Raw genomic sequence first — 23,497 nt, forward strand, 5'->3', positions numbered from 1 at the left:
GGAAAGAGTGGGTTTCCCCACTCTTCTGCAGACAGTGATATCCACATGATTACCAGAAATAATATACCATAACCTTGATTCGGATGGCAATTGGAATTTTGGAAGAGTCCCGCTGGCGGTGGCCGATCAGAACAGCGCCAATTGATTGGATTCCGGCAGCCCCCGGAAGCAGCCCATGCCGGTGAGCAGCTCGATAATCGTTTTGCTCGCCTTCGATCTTCGCTGGAAGTCTTCGATCGACAGGTACTCGCCGTCCTCGCGGGAAGCCACGATCGCCTTCGCCGCGTTGTCGCCGATGCCGGCGATCGCCGCGAACGGCGGAATGAGCGAGTCTCCGTCGATAATGAATTCCGTTGCATCGGATCGATAAAGGTCGATCGGCTTGAACTTGAAGCCGCGCGCCGTCATCTCCAGCCCCATCTCGAGAATGGAGATCATGCTCTTCTCCTTCGTCGACGCCTGAAAGCCCTTCGCTTCGATCTCGTTGATCGTCTTCAGGATGGCGTCATACCCCTGGCAGAAAATATCCACGTCGAAGTCGGCCGCCCGAACGGAATAATAAGTCGCGTAATATTGAATCGGATAATACAGTTTGAAGTAGGCCGTGCGGACGGCCGAGATGACGTACGCGGCGGCGTGCGCCTTCGGGAACATGTACTCGATGCGCAGGCACGAATCGATGTACCATTGCGGCACTCCGCACTTCTTCATCTCTTCGATCCATTCCGGCGTAAGGCCTTTGCCCTTACGCACGCTCTCCGTTATCTTGAATGCGAGCGAAGCGTCCATTCCCGCCTTGTAGATCAGGAACAGCATGATGTCGTCGCGGCAGCCGATAACCGTCTTGATCGTGCACGTTCCGTTCTTGATAAGCTCCTGCGCATTGCCGAGCCATACGCCCGTTCCGTGCGACAGCCCCGAGATCTGCAGCAAGTCGGCGAAGCTGGACGGCTTCGTCTCCTCGAGCATCTGGCGAACGAACCGCGTGCCCATCTCGGGCACCCCGTAGGTGGCGACCGGCGTGCGGATCTGGTCCTGCCGAACCCCAAGCGCGTCGACCGAGCTGAAGATGCTCATCACCTTCGGATCGTTCATCGGAATCGTCGTCGGGTCGACGCCGGTCAAGTCCTGCAGCATCCGCATCATCGTCGGATCATCGTGCCCCAGAATATCGAGCTTGAGCAGGTTCGCGTCGAAGGCGTGATAATCGAAGTGCGTCGTCTTCCATTCGGCGCTCGTATCGTCGGCAGGATACTGGACGGGCGTGATGTCCTCGACTTCGATGTAGTCCGGCACAACGACGATGCCGCCCGGGTGCTGGCCGGTGCTGCGCTTGACTCCGGTACAGCCGGACGCCAGACGGTTCAGCTCCGCTCCGCGCCACGACTTCTGATGCTCCTCCTCGTACTTCTTCGCGAAGCCGTACGCCGTCTTCTCGGCGACGGTGCCGATCGTGCCCGCACGGAAAACGCTTTTCTCCCCGAACAGAACCTTTGTATAGTTGTGGGCTTGCGGCTGATAGACGCCCGAGAAGTTAAGGTCGATATCGGGAACCTTATCCCCCTTGAACCCAAGGAACGTCTCGAACGGAATGTCCTGACCTTCGCCGCGCATGATCGTCCCACAGTTCGGACACGCCTTGTCCGGCAAGTCGAAGCCCGAAGGGACGCTTCCGTCCAGAATCCATTCGCTGTGCTTGCATTCCGGATTCTTGCATAGGTAATGCGCAGGAAGCGGATTAACCTCCGATATTCCCAGGAACGTCGCGACGACGGACGAACCGACGGACCCCCGCGAGCCAACGAGATAGCCGTCTTGGTTGGACTTCTTGACGAGCTTCTCCGAGATGAGATAGTTGGCCGAGAAGCCGTACTTGATAATCGGGACAAGCTCCTTCTCCAAGCGAGCCACGACGACTTCGGGGAGCTCTTCCCCGTACAAGGTCTTGGCGGTTTCGTAGCAGGTGTTCCGAATCTCATCATCCGCCCCGTCAAGGATCGGCGTGAACAGCTCGTCCGGGAACAGCTTGATCTCCTCGAAGCGATCCGCCAGCTCGTTCGTGTTCGTCACGACGACCTCGCGCGCCTTCTCGGCTCCGAGGAACGCGAACGCCTCGAGCATCTCCGGCGTCGTCCGGAAGTGCGCGTCCGGCTTGCGCTGATCCTTAAGCGGGCTGAAGCCGGTAATGCCGTGGATCGTGATGTCGCGGAACAGCTTGTCTCTCGGCTCCAGATAGTGCACGTTGCCGGTCGCGATGACCGGTTTGCTCGTCTTCTCCCCGATCCGCACGATCTTCCGCAGCGCTTCCTCCAGCTCCGCCCGGCTGCCGACCAGCCCCTTGTCCAGCAGGTGCATATAGAAGTCGAGCGGCTGGATCTCCAGCACGTCGTAGAATTCGGCAACCTCTTCGGCCTCTTCCACCGACTTGTTGAGCACCGTCTCGTACAGCTCGCCCCTCTCGCAGCCGGACAGAATAAGGAGCCCTTCGCGCAACTCGATCAGCTTGCTTCTCGGAATGCAGGCAACGCGGTGAAAATACTCCGTGTGAGACATCGAGATCAGTTTGTACAGGTTCTTCTTGCCGACTGCGTTCAGCGCATAGATGCCGCAGTGGAACGGGCGAGTCGTCTTCCAACTGTTCCCGTTCGCTTCGTTGAGCCGATCCAGCATCGTGACATTGCGCGAAGCCGCGTCCTTGATCAGCCCGTTCAAGATGCCGCCGAGCGCGAGCGTATCGTCGATGGCGCGGTGATGGCTCTCGAGCGCGACCTTGTACAGATCCGCAAGCGTGTTGAGCCGGTGATTCTTCATCGTCGGATAAATATAACGGGCCAGTTCGAGCGTATCCAGCACCGGATTCGGAATCGGCGGAAGGCCGAGCTCCTTGCAGTTGTGCTGCAAGAAGCCGATATCGAACCGCGCGTTGTGGGCAACGAGAATGGCGTCGCCGGCGAATTCGAGGAACTCCTTCAGCTTCGGCTCGAGCTCCGGCGCATCTTTCACCATCTCGTCGTTGATGTTCGTGAGCTGCTGAATGTTGTACGGGATCGGCTCGTGCGGATTGATGAACGTCGCGAACCGGTCGATCTCCTTGCCGTCCTTCATCTTCACGCCTGCAAGCTCGATGATCTTGTTCGCCGTAACCGAGAGACCGGTCGTCTCGATGTCGAAGACGACGTAGGTTGCGTCCATGAGCGCTTCCTCGCGCGGGTTCAGCACCATCGGGACGGAGTCGTTCACCACGTTCGCCTCGACGCCGAACATCACCTTGATGCCGTTCTTCTTGCCCGCCTTCGCGGCATCAGGGAAGCATTGCACGTTCGCGTGGTCGGAGACGGCGATCGCCTTGTGTCCCCACTTGGCGGCCGTCTTGATGTACGCATCGACCGGCGTGACCGCGTCCATCGTGCTCATCGTCGTGTGCAGATGGAATTCGACCCGCTTCTCTTCGCCTTCGTCCTTGCGCGGCGGACGCGGATTCATCTCCCGGGCGTCGCTCGGCATCATGATCAGCTCGGGCGGGTTCATGAAGCGATCATACTCGACCCGTCCGCGCAGCTTCAGCCACTTGCCGTTCTCGATCAAGCCGAACATCTTCAAGTCTTCCTTGTTCTTCGCGAACAGCTTGACGCCGAGAGAATCCGTATAGTCGGTAATGTTGAACGTGAACAAGGTGTTGCCGTTGCGAAGCTCCTTGACATCGAGGCCGAACACGGTTCCCTGAACGGTGATCTTCTTCTCCTCTTCCCGAATGTCCTGGATTGGCACGGGAGGGTCCTTGATCTCGTAGCCGTGCGCGAACACGCTTGGCGCGTCTCCGCCCTCGTCCGGAGGAGGCGCGTCGTCCCGGGCGCTCTCCATGATTTTCTGAATGGCGACCGTCTCTTCCTTCTTGACCTTCTGGTTCCATTCCTCGTACGCCTCCTGCCGGGATTCCCCGACGGCGAGCTTCACCCGGCACGACCGGCCGAACCGGCTCTCGTAGAATGCGACCGCGCAACTGTCGATGTTCTTGCGCCTGGCCATCTCCAGCCCCGTCTGGTCCAGCATGAAGAGCGTGATCAGATCGCCCTCGACCTCCGGTCTCGCCTTCGCGAGCCAGCCGTTGACGGAAGCGACCTCCGATTGCATCCATACGACGAATACCGGCCAATATTGCTCCAGAACGGCCCTCGTCGCCACCTCTTCGGCATAGCGAAGCGAGAGCTGGATCGCCTTCACCGGATTGTTCGCCATCTCGCCGCGCAGCTTCGACCACACTTCCCCATATACGTTGGCCGGCAGCAGAGTCGTTCCTTGATAGAGATAGAGATGCCATTCCTGCTTGCCGCGGTCGATCTCGACCCGCTCTATGTACCCTTCCCGGAAAAACTCATCGATCCACTGTGCCGAGACGCCGGACTGCTTAAGCAGCAGTTCATATCGCTTCCTCTGATCCGCTGTCGGTTGCATGTACGTTCCTCCCCGCATTCCATCGCCAAACCTATTGCCTCGAACTATCTATTGCTTCAAACCTGCTATTGCCTCAAATACCTCGAACATTTATTCTACCGCACCTTCCCGAACCGCTCAATAGACAAACATCGACAGAACCGATGCGACACGCTATATACTGTCCGCGATCTGTCGCTTGCCGTCTCCCGCCTGCGATCTCCCGCTTGCCGCCTGCCATCTCCCGACTGCGATCCACCGCTTGCCGCCCACGACTCACGATTTTATGCGATTTTTCACATTCGTTCGTTTGGATTGGGGGCAATCACGGCGTTTTATATGATTTTTAGCATATATACGGCCACCCGCGTCGGAAATTCCTCTACGAATGTGATTTCTCACATATATTCCTCCACCTTGCCCTTATCGAGCTGCACGAATGTGAAATTTCACATAAATCCGTGGCATCGAGCAATCGAGCGACGTGCGCGCGAACGCGAATACGAATGCGAATGCGAATTTGCGCATAAATTCCGGCAACGACCGGCGCCACATTCCCCCGCCTCGCTGGCTCGCGCGACGAACACCGGCCCGCCACCATTCCCAACCGCATATTCGCACAAAGCGCCCCGCGTCATCGCGACGCAGGGCGCTCTTGGGGCTGCCTGAGATCAATAGGCCTTGGCGAACACGACCGTATGCTTCGAGGCGTCGCCGCAGACGAGGCACTTCGCCTTCGTCTCGGCCGCCTCGAACGGAATATTGCGGCTTGTGTAGCCGGTCTCTTCCTTCACTTGCTGCTCGCAAGCGTCGGAACCGCACCAGCCGGCAAGCGCGAAGCCTCTCTTCTCGTCGGCGGAAGACTTGAGCTCGTCCAACGTCTCGACGGAATAAAAGTGGTCCTCGCGGAACTGACGGGCTCGCTCGAACATCTCCTCATGAACCGCGTCGAGAGCCGCCTTCACCTCGGCGGCGATGTTGTCCAGCGGAACCTGCTTCTTCTCGCCGGTCACGCGGGAGACGAGCACGCAGACGCCGTTGTCCAGGTCGCGCGGACCGAGCTCGAGACGGATCGGAACGCCGCGCATCTCGTACTCGTTGAACTTCCAGCCCGGCGACACGTCGGAACGGTCGTCGACGCGCACGCGCACGCCGGCCGCCTTCAGCTCGGCGAACAGCTCGTCCGTCTTCGCGATGACCTGCTCGCGGGTCTTCGGCGGGCCGATCGGAATCATGATCACCTGCGTCGGCGCGACCTTCGGTGGCATGACAAGCCCTCTGTCGTCGCCGTGAACCATGATCAGCGCGCCGATCAGGCGCGTGCTCACGCCCCAGGACGTCGTATGGCAATATTCCAGGTTGTTGTCGCGGCTCAGGTACTTGATATCGAACGCAACCGCGAAGTTCGTGCCGAGATAATGCGATGTGCCGGCCTGCACCGCGCGGCCGTCCTTCATCATCGCTTCGATCGAGAACGTATCGACCGCACCCGCGAACTTCTCCGAAGGAGTCTTCTGGCCCTTGATGACCGGAATCGCCAGCACGTTCTCGGCGAATTCGGTGTAGACGTCGAGCATCTGCATCGTCTCCCGGCGGGCATCGGCCTCGTCTTCGTGAGCGGTATGGCCTTCCTGCCAGAGGAATTCGCTCGTGCGCAGGAACGGCAGCGTCCGCTTCTCCCAGCGAACGACGTTCGCCCATTGGTTGATGAGCAGCGGAAGATCGCGATAGGATTGAATCCACTTGGAATACATGTGGCCGAACATTGTCTCCGACGTCGGACGGATGGCAAGCTTCTCTTCCAGTTGCTCGCCGCCGGCCTCCGTTACGAACGGAAGCTCGGGATTAAAGCCTTCGACGTGCTCCTTCTCCTTCTGGAAGAAGCTCTCCGGAATGAACAGCGGGAAGTACGCATTGCGGTGGCCCGTATCCTTGAAGCGCTGGTCGAGATCGCGCTGGATGTTCTCCCACAGCTCATAGCCTTCCGGACGGAAGACGATGCAGCCGCGAACGGGCGAATAGTCCATGAGCTCGGCCTTCTTGATGACGTCAATATACCAGCGGGAGAAGTCTTCCGCCTGAGGCGTAATTTCGCTGACAAACCCTTTATCCTTCGACATATCGGTTCTCCAATCCCTGACTGCGGCTAATTTTTAACCAATCGTAAAATATCGTTGTACGTCACGACGACCATCAGCAGCATGAGCATCGCGAAGCCGATGAAGTGCACCATGCTCTCCCGGTTCGGATCGACCGGCTTGCCCCGTACGGCTTCCAGGCCGATGAACAGAAGGCGGCTGCCGTCGAGCGCCGGAATCGGAAGCAGGTTGAAGATGCCGAGGTACAAGCTTAAGATGGCCGCCCACGAGGTCAGCTCCGGAATGCCCTGCTTCGCGATCTGTCCGGTCATCTCGGCCGTGCGGACCGGTCCGCCCAGATCGTCCAGCTTGAATTCGCCGAAGATCAGCTTGCGGAAGCCTTCGAAGATCCGGCCGGTCATGTCGACCATCGTTGTGCCCGCGAACTTGAACGTCTCTACGAAGCCCGCCTGCCGCGTCTCGGGGCTTAGATACATGCCGACCTTGCCGGTCGACGCATCCGGCGTAATCCGAAGCGTCACGTCCTGACCGTCGCGCTCGACCGTCCATTCCATCGGCTTGCCCGCGGACGCTTGAATCTTCTCGACCAGCTTGGTGCTGTCGCCGCCGATCGTCTCGCCGTCCACCGTCTTGATCCAGTCTCCCTTATGTAAGCCGGATTCCGCCGCCGGCATGCCGGACTCGGTTCCGCTGACGAACACCTTGGACGAATTCTCGACGGCGACGCCGGCGAGCTGCAGATAAAGCGCGAACAAGAAGAAAGCGAGAATAAAATTCATCATCGGACCCGCGAAGATCGCCATCGCCCGCTTGCCCGTCGAGACGCTGCCGAACTGTCTGTCGCGCGGCGCAATCTGCGTCTCCTGGCCTCTGGCCACGATAAGCGCCTGCGGATGGACGTCATAGCGTTCCGTCTCGCCGTCGACGTCAAGCGTAACATACAAGCTCCGTTCGATATCGAGCGAGACGATCTCGCCCCGGACGATCTGCGAGCGCTCATCCAACCGGTCGAGATAGAAGCGGGTGACCTTGCCGTCCTTGACGCGGAGGCCGACCGTCTGTCCCGGCTGCATCTCCACGACCTCCGGGTCCTCCCCCGCCATGCGGACGAAGCCGCCGGCCGGAAGAAGGCGCAGGGTGAATCTCGTCTCTCCTCTCTTGATCGAGAAGAGCTTCGGGCCGAAGCCGATCGCGAACTCTCGCACAAGAATTCCCGCGCGCTTCGCGAAGTAGAAATGCCCGAATTCATGAATCGTGACCAGCACGAAGAACACCAATACCGTCAGAAATACGATCCTTACCATTTCCATGCGATTCTACCCCCGTTGCCTGTAACGGCTGTCCTTAGATTAACATTATTCTCCGAGCCGTTACAAGAGAATACGGACTGGGGGAAAGATTGTCTCAATTATTTAAGCGCCTCGCGGCGCGCCCAGTCGTCGGTCCCGAGAATCGTCTCCAGATCCGGATTCGTTATCGCATCATGCTTGCCAAGCACACTCTCGATGATCGATTCGATCGCGAGGAAGGGGATCTCGCCGCGCAGGAACCGGCCGACCGCCGCCTCGTTGGCCGCGTTGAACGCCGTCGTCGCCGTTCCGCCCGCTCGTCCGGCCTCGTAGGCCATGCGCAGGCAAGGGTAACGGACGAAGTCCATCTCGCGGAAGTGAAGCGCTCCCGCCTTGACCAAGTCCAGCGGAGAAGCCGGCGACGGCCGGCGCTGCGGATACGTGAGGGCGTATTGAATCGGCACCCTCATGTCCGGGTTGCCGAGCTGCGCGATGACGCTCGTGTCGGAGAACTCGACCATCGAGTGGACGATGCTCTCCGGGTGCAGAACGACGTCGATCTGCTCGTACGGGAGCCCGAACAGCCAGTGGGCCTCAATCACTTCAAGCCCCTTGTTGACCATCGTCGCCGAATCGATCGTAATCTTCGCTCCCATCGACCAATTGGGATGCTTCAGCGCGTCTTCGACGGTAACGTGAACAAGCTGTTCCCGCGTTCGATCGCGGAAGCTGCCTCCCGAGGCGGTGATGAGCAGCCGCTTGACCGCTCTTCCGTCTTCCCCGTTCAAGCATTGGAAGATGGCGGAATGCTCGCTGTCGATCGGAAGCAGCGGAACGCCCTTCTCGCCGGCGCGCTTCGTCACGATGTGACCCGCGGTGACAAGCGTCTCCTTGTTGGCAAGCCCGATCGCCGCTCCCGCGTCGATGGCGGCGAGCGTCGAACGAAGGCCGACCGCCCCGACAAGGGCGCAGACGACATAATCCGCGCCGCAGCCCGCCGCAGCTTCGGTCAGCCCCTCCTCCCCTATAAGCAGGCGGGTTCCTTCCGGAAGCTCGCCCCGCAGCCGGGCGGCCGCCTCTTCGCTCGCGATCGACACGAGCTTCGGGCGGAACGCATGCGCCTGCGTCAGCAGCAGCTCGGCGTTCGTTCCGGCGGCCAGCGCAACGACCTCATAAGCCTCGGGATTCCGGGAGATGACGTCCAGCGTCTGTGTACCGATCGAGCCGGTGCTTCCCAGCACCGCTATTTTGCGAATGGTCATGTCAGTCCTCCATCAATGTTGCGACTTGGCGGCAGCCCGGTCGGTTCCGTCAATTCGCCCGGTTCCCCGTCCGCTCGTCCGTTCCGTCAGTTCAGCCGTTCCGTCAGTTCGACCGTTCCGTCAGTTCGGAAGCAGGCCGAGCACATGCACGAAGGGGAATACGATGAGCCAACTGTCGGTCCGATCGAGCACGCCGCCGTGACCGGGCAGCAGATTGCCCGAATCCTTCACGCCGCGGAGCCGCTTGTAAGCGGATTGCACCAGATCGCCGAGTGTGCCCGCGATCGCGGAAGCAAGCGCAACGCCCATCGCCTGCCACAGTCCGACCCAATTCGGATGGAGGAAGTAGAACACGAGGCCGACGATGACCGAGATGACAAGACCGCCGACAGCTCCTTCCACCGTCTTGTTCGGGCTGATGGCCGGCCACAGCTTGCGCTTCCCGACGGCTCGTCCGACGAAGTAAGCGCCGGCGTCCGAAGCCCAGATGCAGAAGAAGGTAAGCAGCGTCCAGAAGACGCCGTGCTCGAGATCGCGTGTGACCACCATATAGCGGAAGCCGATCCCTATGTAGAATGCGCCCAGGAAGAGCAGGCTGGCGTGTTCGAGATGGATTTTGTTCTTGCTAAAGACGGTGCTCGACAGAAGCAGGAACAAGAGCAGCCACGTGCAGCCTTCGATGGAGACCGGGTCCCAGCCGAACGGGGGAACCGGCACGGAGAGCAGCAGCACCGCCGCGTACCCGGCGATCACGTCCCACCTGAAGGGAGGGAATCCGTTCAGCCGGGCGAATTCGTGGTACCCGAGCAGCGCTACTATCGTAAGAAATGCGGAATAATACCCGTCGCCTAGAAGAATGACCCCGAGAAAAATTAGACCCGCTATGACACCGGATATTAATCGCTGAACCATCGATTACAGCCCCCCGTAGCGCCTTGCCCTGCGTTGATATTCGTTTATTGCCTCGTTCAGATGTTGTTCGTTGAATTCCGGCCAATAGACGTCGGTGAACCAGAATTCGCTGTAAGCAATCTGCCACAGCATGAAGTTCGACAGGCGCAGCTCTCCGCTTGTGCGAATGAGCAAGTCCGGGTCGGGAATGTCGCCGCTGAGCAGATTCGCTCCGAACATTCGCTCGTCGATGGCTTCGGGATCGAGCTCGCCCTTCGCGGCCTGTCTGGCCAGCTTGCGGGCGGCTTCTACCATCTCCATGCGGCTGCCGTAGTTTAACGCGAAGTTAAGAACGAGTCCCGTGTTGTTCGCGGTCTTGCGCGCGGCTTCCTCGATCGCGGCCAGCGTGTAATCCGGCAGCAGGTTCTCGACTCCCATCATGCGAACCTGGACATTGTTCTCCATCAGCTCGTCCAGCTCAAGCGCCAGAAACTCTTGGGGGAGCTTCATGAGGAAGTCGACTTCGGCTTTGGGACGCTTCCAGTTCTCCGTGGAGAACGCGTACAAGGTCAAGTACCGGATGCCGAGGCGATCCGCTTCTCTTGTAACCCGCTTGATCGCCTTCATGCCGCTGTGATGGCCGGCTATTCGCGGCAATCCTCTCGCCTTCGCCCAGCGTCCGTTGCCGTCCATGATGATCGCTACGTGCTGCGGCACCTTGACTGCCTGTTCGTCGCCGTTTCCCGGGTCCGCCCGTCTCTGCCGTTCGTTCTCCTTATGAGCCTTGCCGCCTCGCAGGCGCCGTATCCAGCCGAAGAAACGGTTCGTCATGGTTGTCCCCCTTGGTTCAAGAACAATAAACCCCACCTGACGGAGGGGTCGGAGTAGAAGGCGTTACACGTCCATAATTTCTTTTTCTTTAGCGACAAGGATCTTATCGACTTCCGCGGTATAGCGGTCGGTAATCTTCTGAACGTCTTCCTGATGGCGCCTCGACTCGTCCTCGGAGATCTCGCCTTTCTCCTTCTTCTTGATGTCGTCGTTGGCGTCGCGGCGAATGTTGCGGATGGCAACCTTGGCTTCCTCTCCGAACTTCTTCGTCGCCTTCACGAGATCCGCACGGCGTTCTTCGGTCAGCGCCGGGATATTCAGGCGAATGATCGTCCCGTCGTTCGCCGGCGTCAGACCGACGTCGGACTTGAGGATCGCCTTCTCGATCGCCGCCAGCGCCGACTTGTCCCACGGCTGAATGATCAGCGTGCGGGAGTCCGGCGTATTGATCGTACCGAGCTGGTTGACCGGCGTAAGCGCGCCGTAATATTCCGCTTGCACGCGATCGAGGATCGCCGGAGACGCGCGGCCCGCCCGCAGCGTCGCAAGATCCCGTTTAAGCGCTCCGAGCGCTTTCTCCATTCGGTCTTCCGCGTTCTTCTTGATCGTTTGAGGCACTTAATTCACGCTCCCCTTTACAATCGTTCCTATTTTCTCGCCCATGACCGCACGTTTAATATTGCCTTGCTCCGTAATCGCGAATACGAGGAGCGGAATATTGTTGTCCATGCAGAGCGACGAGGCGGTGGAATCCATGACGCCCAGGTTCTTGTTCAGAACGTCCAGGTACGTCAGTTGTTCGTACTTCTCGGCGGTCGGGTCCTTGAACGGGTCCGCGCTGTAGACGCCGTCTACCTTGTTCTTCGCCATGAGAATGACTTCGGCCTCGATCTCCGCGGCGCGAAGAGCGGCCGTCGTGTCGGTGGAGAAGAACGGATTGCCCGTTCCCGCGGCGAAGATAACGACGCGTCCCTTCTCAAGGTGGCGAATCGCCCGCCTGCGAATATAGGGCTCCGCGATCTGCTGCATGGCAATGGAGGTTTGAACGCGTGTCGGCACTCCGATCTGCTCAAGAGCATCCTGCAGAGCAAGCGAGTTCATGACCGTCGCCAGCATGCCCATGTAGTCGGCCGTTGCGCGATCGATCCCCTTCTGGCTTCCGGAAATTCCGCGCCAAATGTTGCCTCCGCCGCAGACGATCGCTACTTCTACCCCCAGCTCGACAACTTCCTGCACTTGTTCGGCGATCGATAGAATTGTCGCGGCGTCGATGCCGTACCCATTCGACCCGGACAGCGATTCTCCGCTGACCTTCAGCACCACTCGTTTGTATTCGGGACGATTCAACGTTTGTACCTCCAGCATTCGATTTGGCCCGCGCGAAGCATGGACCGATTAGGTTAAGAAAAAGGGAACACGCTGTGTTCCCTTCTGATTCGGGTTGCTTATGCTTTGACTTGAGCCATAACTTCTTCTACGAAGTTGTCTTGCTTCTTCTCGAGACCTTCGCCCAGTTCGAAACGAACGAAGCGACGGATGGAGATCTGCTCGCCGATCGTTGCGATCTTCTCGTTCAGCAGCGTCTGGATCGTCTTGTCCGGGTCCTTGACGAACGATTGCTCAAGCAGAACGACTTCTTCGTAGTACTTGTTGATGCGGCCTTCGACCATCTTGTCGACGATCTTCTCCGGCTTGCCTTCGTTCAGAGCTTGGTTGCGCAGGATTTCGCGTTCCTTGTTCAGGTCGGCTGCCTCGACTTCTTCGCGGCGAACAACCTTGGGAGCCGCTGCTGCGATGTGCATCGCGAGGTCGCGCACGAATTCCTTGAATTGATCGGTCATCGCCACGAAGTCGGTCTCGCAGTTGACTTCGACAAGGACGCCGATGCGGCCCGCGCCATGAATATACGATTCAACGCGGCCTTCGGTTGCGACGCGGTCGCCCTTCTTGGCTGCCGCTGCAAGGCCCTTCTCGCGCAGGAGCTCGGAAGCCTTCGTGATATCGCCGCCCGCTTCTTCGAGCGCCTTCTTGCAATCCAACATGCCCGCTCCCGTTCTCTCGCGGAGCGTCTTGACGTCTGCTGCATTTACTGCCAAGTGAATGACCTCCTGTATATGCCGCGCGGCGTTTCCCGCCGGACGGACGAATCGATTTTGTTCTTCAAAAAAAGGGCGGCGAGAAGGTTCACTTCTGACCACCCTTGCTTGATTTGCTTATTGGCGTCGGCCTCGCTTAGACCGTCGCTTCTTCGCCTTGGCGCGATTCGACGATGGCATCAGCCATTTTGGACGTCAACAGCTTCACGGCGCGGATGGCGTCGTCGTTGCCCGGGATGACGTAGTCGATCTCGTCCGGGTCGCAGTTCGTGTCGACGATGCCGACGATCGGGATGCCCAGCTTGCGAGCTTCGGCTACCGCGATGCGCTCCTTGCGAGGGTCGATGATGAACAACGCGTCCGGAAGCTTGCGCATATTCTTGATGCCGCCGAGGAACTTCTCGAGACGATCCTTCTCCTTGCGGAGCAGGATAACTTCCTTCTTCGGAAGAACTTCGAACGTGCCGTCTTCTTCCCACTTCGTCAGTTGATGCAGACGATCCGTACGCTTCTGAATCGTAGAGAAGTTCGTCAGCGTACCGCCGAGCCAACGTTGGTTGATGTAATATTGGCCGCTGCGCTCAGCTTCTTCCTTAACGGAATCCTGAGCTTGCTTCTTCGTGCCGACGAACAGCATCGTTCCGCCTTGCTCGCCGAGCTGGCGAACGAAGTTGTACGCTTCGTCGACTTTCTTGACCGTCTTCTGCAGGTCGATAATGTAGATGCCGTTGCGTTCAGTGAAGATGTACTTGTCCATCTTAGGGTTCCAACGACGGGTTTGGTGACCGAAGTGTACCCCGGCTTCGAGAAGCTGCTTCATGGAGATTACTGCCATCTTTACTGCACCTCCTAGTGGTTTTGTGTAGGTGAATCCCTCCGCCGATCGCGTCTTCCGCCGGAACTTCTCTAGCAGAGAAGCACCGCCGACGAAATTGAACGGCGTGCGTTTTTTCACACCGGGGAATACTATATCATAACTCCACTGCGTTAGCAATGGCTTATGCTCAATTTCACTGTGAAAATAAGGCAGGCAAGTCGGTCGCAGCAGGACGACTTGACCTCGGCGGCGCTCGGAATGCGCGGAAAAAGCGAACATGAGTTTGTTTGCGTCAATACTTGGCTCTGGTAATCTCCGCGATAATCTCCTCGTACGTCGGCTTCCCGACGAACAAGCACGTGCCGACTCTCAGGCTCTTGCTGTATGCGGCAGCCTGCTTCGCGAACTGCTCCTTGTCGTCGATAAGTCCGAGCTCTTCGAGCCCTGTCGCCACCTCGAGCAAGCTGGCTTTGGCGCGGATGTAGAACGAATAGGTGTGTTCTTCTTCACTAGAGGCAGCGGAAGAGTCGGCGGGAGAGGATGCAGGCGAAGCGGCTGAAGAAGCCGGCCCGGTCGCCGCTTCGTCGGCGCCGCTCCCCGCTATGCCGTCGGTGCCGCCGGCCGCTTGCGCGTCGCTGCCGGCCTTCTGCACGGCCGCATCGAGCTCTTCCTGGGTGTACGTCTTAACGGCAGCGTCGACAAGCGCGAAGCCTTGCGCCTCGGCCGCTTCCCGCAGCTCCTCCCGCGTAAGCGAGGCATCGGACAGGTTAAGCGACGATGCTCCCTTCTCCGCGGCCAGCATCAGTTGCAGCGACGATGCGCCGATCATCAGGCCGAGTCCGAGTCCGATCAGCAATCCCCGACGTTTAAGCACGGTCCTTCTCCTCCCGTCTGGCCAATTGCAGAATCAATTGGATCTCGCCTTTGTTCATGCTGAGCTCCTTGGCGATCTGTTCGATCGAACGGCCCCGGCCGTGCAGCTCCATTAAGGACGCATAACGCTCCTTAATGCCTGCGGGAGCGGCCGGAGCCTCCTCCGGCTCCTTGGCGGCCGCCGCCTGCGCATAGGCGTCCTCCTGCGCGAGCTTGTCCGTGCCCGGCGGCGACGGGCATGGCAGCGGCGCGGAAGACGCTTCGCTTGCCGCAGCCGCTTGAACGGCGGCTGCGGGAACGAGAACGGCGGCGGCAGTCGGAAGCTTCGCTTCCGCGGTCCGCTCGCGATCCGCCAACTCCGTCATCTGCCGCTCCATCTCCCGAATTCGGCTGCTCAGCTTATCCACCGTCGCGTCCTGCTCTCGCTTAAACTCGGAGACGGCATCGATCAATTCCCGATTCTCCGCTTCGAGATCCTCGAGCAACCGATCGTATGCCGCCTCCGCTTGATACGCCGCCTGGTCCGGCTTGCCGGCCGCCGCGTTCTTCGGAAGCAGCAGGCCGTACCCGGCGATCGCGGCTCCCGTTATGACGATTGTGATCCATGACTCCACCTGGCTGTCTCCTTTCGATGCCATCCGCTCACAGCGATATGTCGAGATGCTTGCCCTTGTACGGATGCGCGGAGACGTTCTCCGTCCCTTCCGGATCGTCCGGATTCGTCTTCTTGCGAGTCGATGCCTGCTTCTGCTTCTGCTTCGGTTCCTTATCGGAGATTGAGCGCTTCTCCGCCCCCTCCGCCTTCGTGTTGCTGCGCGCCTGCTTCTCGGCCTGCTTCACCGCTTGCTGGCCAAGCGCGGCTTGCTCCATCGCCGGCCGCTGCTGCTGTTGCTGCTGCAGCGGGGACATCTCCACCGTACGAGGCATCGACACCTGCAAATCCAGCGGCTTATACGCCATCCTCTTGCACCCGCCTTCCCGAATCAGAGATTGTTCGTTTTATTTCCCGACATAAGGAACCGGAACGATCTCCCCTTCAATGAAGCGGAAGGATACCCGTTGCATGCTGTCCTTGACGAATCGGGTATATCGTCCGATCACAAGCTTCGTGCCGCCGAAGATCGTATGGGCCGCATCGATTCGCGAGTTCGACGCATCCTCGAGCACCTTCTCGATCTCAAGAATGCTCTCCTTCGCCTTAAGCAGCTCCTCCGCCGTTATTTTGCGCGTTGCGTTCAACTGAAGGCGCATCGCCATCCGCTGAGGCGGCAGTTGGCCGGTCGCGGCCAGTTGGTTCAGGAGCGCAAGCGCCTTGTCCGTCTTGTCCAGCGAATCCGTAAGGGTGCGAATCGTTGCCCGCAGCTCGCCCAGCTCGTTCCTGAGCTCCGGACGGACCCCGACCTCGATCGTCGTTGCGGTCGACATCGAGTTGCCGATCATGCGGGCGGCAACCCGATCTCCCGCTTGCAGCGAGCCGCCGACGATCAGCCCTTTGGCGCCGAGGCAGATGATCTCCTTGCCCGCCCTCACGTTCGAGTGCATGATGCTCTGGGTGACCACCACGTCCTCGTTCGCGTGTACGATTCCTTCCTGAATGAAGGAGCATCTCACGGCCCGTCCGGCCTTGACCAGACCTTTGTTGTTGCCGATAATGCCGCCGCTGATCTCGATCGACCCGTCGGATTCCACTTCGGCCCCCTCGATCCCTCCGGTGACGCGAATGTCTCCCGAGGCCCGAACCTTGAACCCGCTCAGCACGTTGCCGCGAATGACGACGGTTCCAACAAAGTCGATGTTGCCGGAACGATAGTCGACGTCCCCGTTCACTTCATAGACGGGGAAGACGTTCAGCTTGTCCTTCTCCGTCTTCGTAACGAGCCCGTCCACCGCGGCGTACATCGCCGTTCTCTCCGCATTGACGACCACGTTCTTCCCGACCTTGAAGTGAGCCTCCTTGCCGTCCTTCGGCTTCAGCTCTCCCCCGGTCACATCGGTGCCGGACGCTCCCGGCAGCGGAGGGTATCGCTCCGCGATCAGTTGGCCCGCCTTCACGTTGGCCAGTTGGCTTACCTCCCGATAATCCACGCTTCCGTCGGAGCGCTCCGTCGGCCTGCGATCCTGCGCCGCCTCGTCCTCGAAGAGCACCTTGATGTACCCGTCCGTGCCGTTCTTCGCAGGCGTCCCCTTCGCGACAATGTTCTGGCTGAAGTAGAAGTCCTGCGGCCGAGCAGAGATCATGCCCAGAACGTCGCGCTCGATGCCGTGCTTCACGCCCCGTCCGGCCAAGATTCTCTCCAGGTCCTGAACCGATACCTGAATCGCTCCTTCCACGCGCTTGAAGATGAGAAAAGCCGACATCTTATCTTCGGAGAGCTCTATCTGCATGGCTTCATCCAAGTTCGTCATCTTCTCGTTAGACATGATTCGCCCCTCCAGTCCGAGGTTCTCATTTATGCATGAGCTGATCCTTCTGCTTGCTTAACGCCGCTCTTAATCTCAGGATGGCTTTGGAATGCAATTGAGAGATTCTTGAAGGCGACAAGGACATCACTTCGGCAATCTCGCTCAGCGACAAATCTTCATAGTAGAACAGCGAGACGACAGTTCGCTCCTTCGGCGTCAGCCGGTCGATCCCTTGCATGAGCGTCTCCTTCAGGAACGTCTCGTGAACCTTGGATTCCGGATTTACCGCCTTGTCGTCAACGAGCAAGGTCAGCCGGGTCTCCGATTCCTCTTCGCGAATGGGATCTTCCAGCGAGCAGATCGTCGAGACCGCCACCTCCTGAAGCATCTGTTGGAATTCCTTGTCCGTTATGTTGAGGTAGTCGCACACTTCCTCGTCCGTGGCGGAGCGCAAGTTCCGCTGCTCCAGAACGGTATATGCGTCTTCCATTTTTTTCGCTTTATCCCTTACCGATCGGGGGACCCAATCTCCTTGACGAAGTCCGTCGATAATCGAGCCGCGAATTCGCCAGGAGGCGTAAGTCTCGAACTGCAGTCCCCGCTGGTAATCGAATTTCTCGATGGCGTCGATCAGCCCCATCGCGCCGTTGCTGACCAGGTCGTCCTTCGTGACGTTCTTCGGAAGTCCGACGGCCATCCGGCTTGAGACGTAATCAACGAGCGGCAAATAATGTTCGATCAGTTGCTTCTTCGCTTCCAGATCCCCATCTTCCTTCCAACGCTGCCAGAACGATTGGTGGGAAAGCCGCGAACGTTTATGATCGATCATTTTTGCTTCACCTTCCTTATTCGTCCTTCATCTGTCGAACCGCCTGTACCATCCGTTCGTCATTCGCATTGTCGATCGATACGAACCTTGCAGGCTGCAAGGGCTGGAATCCGGCCACGGGAGCCTGCTCCCCGGACCACTGCCCCTTCATCAAATCCGTCAGCTCGGCGTCGTCGCTTGGCGTCGCCAGATCAAGATGCGCTCCCCGCGCCTCCTCCGACTCCTCTTGAGGAAGCGCGGCCGGGCGGAGTAGCACCGACAGCACGATTCGAAGGACAAGCGCAAGCGCCAGGAAGGCGGCAAAAGCATAGAAACTGCGGATAATCGTGGTCCCCGGCGGATTGCTTCCTATCGAGAACAAGAACGTCAGCAACGCCCCGAACCCGCCGAATCCCAAGACGAAACGCCAAGAAAGAGCCATGTCAAATCTCCTTTACACCATGCTGCACGCTGCGAATGGAGAGAATGCCGGTCTGGCTGTTCAACTCCACGGTACGTCCGAAGTTGCCCCCCGTATCTTCCGAGGCGATCGGAATTCCCATTGCGGCCAAGGTCAGCTTGCTCGATTCGACGTTGCGCGGTCCGATTCGGAGGCTATCGCTGCCTCCGGCAAAAGCGAACATCTGGGCGCCGCCGGCCAGCTTGGCGATCAGCCTGCGCTTGTCCGCTCCCAGCTCCAGAAGCCTGCGAAGCAGCTCCGGGATTGCCGTATCCGCGTACTTGGCAAGGTTGAGCTGTCCTTCGCGCGCAATCTCCGAGGAAGGCAACATAATATGCGCCATTCCGGCAATCATCCGGCTCGGGTCGTACAAGGTTAATCCTACGCAAGAGCCAAGCCCCGTCGTCTTAAGGGAAGCTCCGTCGGAAGCGACATTCAGGTCGGCCATTCCGACCTTCACAATATGGACTTCTATCATTCGATAGGCACTCCGAGAGAGACGAACATTCGTTCGAAGGATTGAGGGTCCGGGATGAAGAAGAAGTGCCCCTCCGCTTCCTGCTCACCCTTCAGGAATGTCGTATCGATGAGCAGCGCATCGTCTCCCATCGTTCCGAATTGCAGCAGACCATAGCTGAGAATTGCTCCCGCCATGTCAACCGCGATAGACGGAACCGATGGGGACATCGAGAGGCCGGTTAGATCCGCAAGAGACGACAAGTAGGATCCGGCAAGAATATTGCCGATCTCGCACAAGGCGGACAACTCCATCTCGGAATATTTATCGCTCTCGGCCGCTTCGAATCCCAGCAGCACCAGGAGCAGCCTGGAAGCTTGCGGCTTGCTCATCAGGAAGAACATGTTGCCCGGACATTCTCCGTCCACCCGGAGGAAGATCGCGATAACCACTTCCTCCGATCCGCCGACGCGATCTGCAATCATCTCGAAGGGGACGAAGTTGACGGTCGGAACGGCCATGTCCACAGGCTTGTCCAGAAGTCGGGACAGCGCGGTCGCAGCATGGCCGGCGCCGATATTCCCGACTTCGCGGAGAACGTCCATCTTGAAGTCCGGATCGTGATTAAACAGCTCCACTCGTCAATCTCCCATCTGCTCGAGCTGAATGATCTCGGAACGGTTCAGCACTTCCGACAGATTCAGAAGAATCAGCAGCCGGTTGTCGCCGAGCGCGGCCACGCCGCTCAGGTACTTCGCCTTGATTCCGCCGACCACCTCCGGAGGAACGCCGATCGTATCGCTCATGATGTCGACGACATCGTTCGCGGAATCGACGATAAAGCCGACCTCCAGGTCGTTCGCCGCCACGATGATGATCCGGGTATTCTCCGTCGGCTCGGATTCCGGAAGCCCGAATCGCCCTCGCAAGTCGATAATAGGAATGACGACGCCGCGAAGATTAATGACGCCCTTGACGAATGCCGGCGTCTTCGGAACGCGTGTGATCGGAACCATGCGCTCAATCGTCCTTACTTTGTCGACTTCGATGCCGTATTCTTCGTGCGCAAGCGTAAAGACAATTACCTTCAACTCTTCTGCCATGTCGAGCCCTCCTATTATTGTTCCGTTATTTGATAAGAGCGTTCGGATCGACGATAAGCGCCACTTGCCCGTCGCCCATGATCGTCGCTCCCGAGATCAGCTTCTGGTTCGCCAAGTACTTGCCGAGCGTCTTCAGGACGATCTCGCTCTGGCTGATGAATTCGTCGACGAGCACCGCCGCAAGCTTGTCCCCCTTGCGAATGACGAGCATCTCGGTCTCCTTCTCTTCATCGTCCCGGTAATCCGGCGCATCAAGCACCCTCGCTAGCGAGACGACCGGGATGATCGACTTGCGGTATTCGATCACCTTGTTGCCTTGGAGGTCGCGAATGTCCTCTCGCCGGATCGAGCCGGTCTCGACGATCGACGACAGCGGGAAGGCATACTTCTCGGAGCCGAGCTTGATCAGCATCGCCGAGATGATCGACAGCGTCAGCGGCAGTTGAATCGAGAAGATCGAGCCGTGCCCGATCGCAGACGTCACGCTGACCCGGCCTCCGAGCGATTCGATCTTGGACCTGACGACGTCGAGCCCGACCCCGCGTCCGGAGATGTCGGAGATCTTGTCCGCCGTGCTGAAGCCCGGCGCGAACAGAAGCATGTTGATCTCGTCGTCGCTGAGCTTCTTCGCGTCCTCCGGCTTCACAATGCCCTTATTGATCGCGATGTCGAGCACCTTCGGCCGATTGATGCCGGCCCCGTCGTCTTGAATCTCGATGAACACGTGATTGCCGCTGTGGAAGGCGCGAAGGTGAATCGTCCCCGTCTCCTGCTTGCCCGCCGCCGTGCGAACCGCTGGCATCTCGATGCCGTGGTCGACGGAGTTGCGAATCAAGTGGACAAGCGGATCGCCGATCTCGTCGATAACCGTCCGGTCCAGCTCGGTCTCGGCTCCCGTGACCACAAGCTCCAGCTTCTTGTCGAGCGACTTGGCGAGGTCCCGCACCATGCGCGGGAAGCGATTGAAGACGCTCTCGACCGGCACCATCCGCAGCTTAAGCACGATATTCTGCAGGTCGCCGCTCACGCGCGCCATATGCTCGACCGTCTCGGTCAGATCGTTGCGGCGCACCTCGGAGGCCAACTGCTCGAGCCGGGAACGATCGATCAGAAGCTCGCTGAACAAGTTCATGAGCGCATCCAGACGCTCGATGTCGACCCGGATCGTCCGGTTCGCGGTGCTCGCTCCCCCGGACTGCTGCGCCACCGGCTTGGCAGGAGCTGCCGAAGCTTTGGGCGCGGGCACGGCGCTCGCGGGAGCCGCTGCCGCCGAGGCGGCCTGCTTGATCGCCTGAACCTGCTGCATCGCGGCTTGCTCCTTCGATTGATCCAACTCGGCGAGCGAGGAGCGATCGACTCCCATCACCGTTGCCGATTCAATCTCCGACACCCGGAGAATCCCGTCGCGAAGCTCGTCCTCTTCGATGCGAGAGATATAGTAGACCGAGAAGCTGCGGTCGAACTTGTCCTGCTCGATGTCCTGCACGGAAGGGTGCGACTTGACGACCTCTCCGTTCTTCTCGAGGAAGTCGAATACCATGTAGGCGCGAACGGCCTTGAGCACGCAATCCTCGCGAATGAACACCTGAACGTGGAACACCTTCATTCCGCTGTCGACCGATTGCTCGAGCACGGACATCTGGAACTGATCCAGCAGCAGCTCCGTCGCGACGATCGGCTTGTCCTCGACGGCCGAGTCCGCAGCCGCTCCCCCGGGAGCGGTCAGATCGCCTCTGACGATCGCCTTGAGCGTCTCGACCAGCTCGCTGACGTCCGCCTTGCCCGTGCCCCCGCCGACAACGTCCTGCACCATGCCTTCGAGCGCGTCCAAGCATTTGAAGAGGGTGTCGAAAATCGTGCCGTTCATCGTAAGCTTGGCGTTGCGCACCATATCGAGCACATTCTCCATCTCGTGCGTGAGCGATGCCAAGTCCTCGAAGCCCATCGTCGCGGACATCCCCTTCAGCGTATGGGCGGAACGGAAGATGATCTGCACGATGCCGATATCCTCGGGCGACTGCTCCAGTCTCAGCATGCTCTCGTTAAGCGACTGCAGGTGATCGTTGGCCTCGTCGATAAAGATGGATAGGTATTGGTTCATTTCCACTGTACGGACACCTCCTGGGCGACTAGTCTTGCCTCGAAATCTACCTTCTTCTGGCGGTAACCTCGTAGACGATCGCGGGCGCGATCTGCTGCAAATTCAGAACCTGCGATACGGCCCCCAGTTCGACCGCCGAGCGCGGCATCCCGTAGACGACGCAAGTCTGTTCCGACTCGGCGATCAAGGTGTCCGCTCCGTCTTCCTGCAGTGCCATCATCGCCCTGGCGCCGTCGCTTCCCATCCCCGTCATGAGGACGATGTGCCGCTTCAGCTCCTTCATGCCGAGCAGCGATTCGAACATGCGGTCGACCGAAGGGCGGTGCCCGGATACCTGCGCGTCGTCCGACAAGGCGATGTGATAGGAACCGGCTGCTTCGCGTACAAGCGTCATGTGCAGCCCGCCAGGGGCGATGTACGCCGTGCCCGACAGAACGCGCTCTCCTTGAACGGCTTCGCGCACGTGAATGTTCGAGAAGCTGTTCAGCCGCTGCGCGAGCGAATGCGTGAACTTGGGCGGCATATGCTGTACGATCAGAATCGGTGCCGGAAAATCAGGCGGGATCGAGGTCAGAACCTCCTGCAGAGCCCGCGGTCCTCCGGTCGAGGTCCCGATTGCGACGATGTGGCCGAACTTCGGCGATCCCGGCGCCTTGTCCCCGGACACCTGCTTGCGGCCGCCCGATTCCGCCTCCGGCTCGTGCGCGGCGCGCGGAAGCTCCGGAGGAGAGTGCACCGACTCCAGCCGGCTTGCCGGCTTCGCCCGTCCTTGAGGCAAATCGACGGCAGGCTTGCCCCGGGAGGACGTCTTGTCCTTCGGCGAAGCGCGCTTGCCCGATCGCGGATCGCCCGCAGGCTCGTCGATTCCGGGCAGCCCTCCCTTTGTCCTTCGCCCGTCCGGCGCCCAAGCGGCTCTGCCCGACCGCTTCGCCTGAGCGGCCTCGGCGCCCGGGTTCTCCGGCGGCTTGGCCGGCGGAGCTGCGGGAAGCTGCGGCGATTCCCACTTCTTCCGCATGTCCGCAGCCGGCAATCCCGGCTCGGGAGGCGGCGGCTCTTGCGAAGCCGCGGCAGCCTCTTCCTCCGCGGCGACGTGCAGCACCTCATCCGGCTCGGGGTAATCGTCCGCGGCGGCGAGCAGGTGGACGTTGTCTCTCTTGGCGAGCTCAATGGCGACGTGCAGCTTCTCCCGCAGCATGTCGCCGACTTGCTTGATGTCCAGCTTCACCGAGCCGTCCGGCTTGCGAATGAAGTCGAGCGCCCCGTATTGCAACGCTCGGATCGTATCCCTTGTTCCGTTGTCCGTCACGGCCGACAGCATGATGACGGGGGTCGGCTTCACGGACATAATTCTTCGCAGCGCCTCCAACCCGTTCATGGTCGGCATCTCCAGGTCCATCGTGATGACGTCGGGCTCGATCGCCAGCGTCTTCTCGATGGCCTCGAGTCCGTTCGATGCCGTCGCGGCTACCTCGAAGGTCGGGTCCGCGGAGATCGAATCGCTGAATACTTTGCGCATGAAAGGGGAGTCGTCAACGACTAGCACCTTGAACCTGGTCATCTGGAAGACCCCTCTCTC

The 23,497-nt window shown here is 59.5% G+C and carries 21 protein-coding genes; all 21 read right to left on the minus strand.

Features of this window, described 5'->3' with window-relative positions:
- Positions 1–126: 126 nt before the first annotated feature.
- The 21 genes from E6C55_RS08930 to E6C55_RS09035 all read right to left on the minus strand — a co-directional run bounded on the left by E6C55_RS08930 (position 127) and on the right by E6C55_RS09035 (position 23,479).
- Positions 127–4,452, minus strand: coding sequence for a PolC-type DNA polymerase III (locus tag E6C55_RS08930; protein WP_136369439.1), 4,326 nt, complete (start codon positions 4,450–4,452; stop codon positions 127–129).
- A gap of 650 nt (positions 4,453–5,102) precedes the next feature.
- Positions 5,103–6,551, minus strand: a complete 1,449-nt coding sequence (proS, locus tag E6C55_RS08940) for a proline--tRNA ligase (protein WP_136369440.1) — start codon at positions 6,549–6,551, stop codon at positions 5,103–5,105.
- A gap of 26 nt (positions 6,552–6,577) precedes the next feature.
- Positions 6,578–7,840 carry an RIP metalloprotease RseP gene (rseP, locus tag E6C55_RS08945; RefSeq protein WP_136369441.1) on the minus strand — a complete coding sequence of 421 codons (1,263 nt, stop codon included), beginning with the start codon at positions 7,838–7,840 and terminating at the stop codon, positions 6,578–6,580.
- A gap of 98 nt (positions 7,841–7,938) precedes the next feature.
- Complete coding sequence (dxr, locus tag E6C55_RS08950; protein ID WP_136369549.1) at positions 7,939–9,075, minus strand: 1-deoxy-D-xylulose-5-phosphate reductoisomerase; 1,137 nt, start codon at positions 9,073–9,075, stop codon at positions 7,939–7,941.
- 126 nt (positions 9,076–9,201) lie between these two features.
- Positions 9,202–9,993 (minus strand): phosphatidate cytidylyltransferase, encoded by a 792-nt coding sequence (locus tag E6C55_RS08955; RefSeq protein ID WP_136369442.1) that lies wholly within the window; start codon positions 9,991–9,993, stop codon positions 9,202–9,204.
- A 3-nt stretch (positions 9,994–9,996) separates the two neighbouring features.
- Positions 9,997–10,803, minus strand: coding sequence for an isoprenyl transferase (locus E6C55_RS08960; protein WP_136369443.1), 807 nt, complete (start codon positions 10,801–10,803; stop codon positions 9,997–9,999).
- A 63-nt stretch (positions 10,804–10,866) separates the two neighbouring features.
- Complete coding sequence (gene frr / locus E6C55_RS08965; protein ID WP_136369444.1) at positions 10,867–11,421, minus strand: ribosome recycling factor; 555 nt, start codon at positions 11,419–11,421, stop codon at positions 10,867–10,869.
- A complete protein-coding gene (gene pyrH / locus E6C55_RS08970) occupies positions 11,422–12,150 on the minus strand; it encodes a UMP kinase (RefSeq protein ID WP_136369445.1) in 729 nt (242 codons plus the stop codon).
- 98 nt (positions 12,151–12,248) lie between these two features.
- Entirely contained in the window at positions 12,249–12,899 is a 651-nt protein-coding gene (tsf, locus tag E6C55_RS08975; RefSeq protein ID WP_136369446.1) for a translation elongation factor Ts, read from the minus strand.
- 136 nt (positions 12,900–13,035) lie between these two features.
- Entirely contained in the window at positions 13,036–13,734 is a 699-nt protein-coding gene (gene rpsB, locus E6C55_RS08980; RefSeq protein ID WP_136369447.1) for a 30S ribosomal protein S2, read from the minus strand.
- A gap of 274 nt (positions 13,735–14,008) precedes the next feature.
- Entirely contained in the window at positions 14,009–14,590 is a 582-nt protein-coding gene (locus E6C55_RS08985; RefSeq protein ID WP_136369448.1) for a hypothetical protein, read from the minus strand.
- Positions 14,583–15,203: a DUF6115 domain-containing protein gene (locus E6C55_RS08990; protein ID WP_136369449.1), complete on the minus strand. Its 621-nt coding sequence runs from the start codon at positions 15,201–15,203 to the stop codon at positions 14,583–14,585. The genes E6C55_RS08985 and E6C55_RS08990 overlap by 8 nt, the downstream gene beginning before the upstream one ends.
- A 28-nt stretch (positions 15,204–15,231) precedes the next feature.
- A complete protein-coding gene (locus E6C55_RS08995) occupies positions 15,232–15,549 on the minus strand; it encodes a hypothetical protein (RefSeq protein ID WP_136369450.1) in 318 nt (105 codons plus the stop codon).
- Positions 15,550–15,588: 39 nt separating this feature from the next.
- A complete protein-coding gene (locus E6C55_RS09000; RefSeq protein ID WP_230986613.1) occupies positions 15,589–17,010 on the minus strand; it encodes a DUF342 domain-containing protein in 1,422 nt (473 codons plus the stop codon).
- A 25-nt stretch (positions 17,011–17,035) separates the two neighbouring features.
- A complete protein-coding gene (locus E6C55_RS09005; RefSeq protein ID WP_136369451.1) occupies positions 17,036–17,821 on the minus strand; it encodes a FliA/WhiG family RNA polymerase sigma factor in 786 nt (261 codons plus the stop codon).
- A gap of 16 nt (positions 17,822–17,837) precedes the next feature.
- Positions 17,838–18,242 (minus strand): hypothetical protein, encoded by a 405-nt coding sequence (locus tag E6C55_RS09010; protein WP_136369452.1) that lies wholly within the window; start codon positions 18,240–18,242, stop codon positions 17,838–17,840.
- Between the two features lies 1 nt (position 18,243).
- The gene (locus E6C55_RS09015) at positions 18,244–18,738 is read right to left on the minus strand and encodes a chemotaxis protein CheD (protein WP_136369453.1); all 495 of its coding nucleotides are present in this window, start codon (positions 18,736–18,738) and stop codon (positions 18,244–18,246) included.
- Positions 18,735–19,355, minus strand: coding sequence for a chemotaxis protein CheC (locus E6C55_RS09020; protein ID WP_136369454.1), 621 nt, complete (start codon positions 19,353–19,355; stop codon positions 18,735–18,737). The genes E6C55_RS09015 and E6C55_RS09020 overlap by 4 nt, the downstream gene beginning before the upstream one ends.
- 3 nt (positions 19,356–19,358) lie before the next feature.
- On the minus strand, positions 19,359–19,820 hold the full coding sequence (locus tag E6C55_RS09025) for a chemotaxis protein CheW (RefSeq protein ID WP_136369455.1): 462 nt from the start codon (positions 19,818–19,820) through the stop codon (positions 19,359–19,361).
- Positions 19,821–19,845: 25 nt separating this feature from the next.
- Positions 19,846–21,927, minus strand: coding sequence for a chemotaxis protein CheA (locus E6C55_RS09030; RefSeq protein ID WP_136369456.1), 2,082 nt, complete (start codon positions 21,925–21,927; stop codon positions 19,846–19,848).
- A gap of 40 nt (positions 21,928–21,967) precedes the next feature.
- Entirely contained in the window at positions 21,968–23,479 is a 1,512-nt protein-coding gene (locus E6C55_RS09035) for a protein-glutamate methylesterase/protein-glutamine glutaminase (protein WP_136369457.1), read from the minus strand.
- Between the last annotated feature and the right edge of the window lie 18 nt (positions 23,480–23,497).

It is taken from the genome of Cohnella fermenti, from assembly GCF_004801405.1.
GTDB classification, from domain to species: Bacteria; Bacillota; Bacilli; order Paenibacillales; family Paenibacillaceae; genus Cohnella; species Cohnella fermenti.

Excerpts from the sequence above, each read along its gene's own strand:
- E6C55_RS08930 (WP_136369439.1), bottom strand. The coding sequence starts at position 4,452 with ATGCAACCGACAGCGGATCAGAGGAAGCGATATGAACTGCTGCTTAAG.
- proS (WP_136369440.1), bottom strand. The coding sequence starts at position 6,551 with ATGTCGAAGGATAAAGGGTTTGTCAGCGAAATTACGCCTCAGGCGGAA.
- rseP (WP_136369441.1), bottom strand. The coding sequence starts at position 7,840 with ATGGAAATGGTAAGGATCGTATTTCTGACGGTATTGGTGTTCTTCGTG.
- E6C55_RS08955 (WP_136369442.1), bottom strand. The coding sequence starts at position 9,993 with ATGGTTCAGCGATTAATATCCGGTGTCATAGCGGGTCTAATTTTTCTC.
- E6C55_RS08960 (WP_136369443.1), bottom strand. The coding sequence starts at position 10,803 with ATGACGAACCGTTTCTTCGGCTGGATACGGCGCCTGCGAGGCGGCAAG.
- rpsB (WP_136369447.1), bottom strand. The coding sequence starts at position 13,734 with ATGGCAGTAATCTCCATGAAGCAGCTTCTCGAAGCCGGGGTACACTTC.
- E6C55_RS08995 (WP_136369450.1), bottom strand. The coding sequence starts at position 15,549 with ATGGCGTATAAGCCGCTGGATTTGCAGGTGTCGATGCCTCGTACGGTG.
- E6C55_RS09000 (WP_230986613.1), bottom strand. The coding sequence starts at position 17,010 with ATGTCTAACGAGAAGATGACGAACTTGGATGAAGCCATGCAGATAGAG.
- E6C55_RS09005 (WP_136369451.1), bottom strand. The coding sequence starts at position 17,821 with ATGATCGATCATAAACGTTCGCGGCTTTCCCACCAATCGTTCTGGCAG.
- E6C55_RS09010 (WP_136369452.1), bottom strand. The coding sequence starts at position 18,242 with ATGGCTCTTTCTTGGCGTTTCGTCTTGGGATTCGGCGGGTTCGGGGCG.
- E6C55_RS09015 (WP_136369453.1), bottom strand. The coding sequence starts at position 18,738 with ATGATAGAAGTCCATATTGTGAAGGTCGGAATGGCCGACCTGAATGTC.
- E6C55_RS09025 (WP_136369455.1), bottom strand. The coding sequence starts at position 19,820 with ATGGCAGAAGAGTTGAAGGTAATTGTCTTTACGCTTGCGCACGAAGAA.
- E6C55_RS09035 (WP_136369457.1), bottom strand. The coding sequence starts at position 23,479 with ATGACCAGGTTCAAGGTGCTAGTCGTTGACGACTCCCCTTTCATGCGC.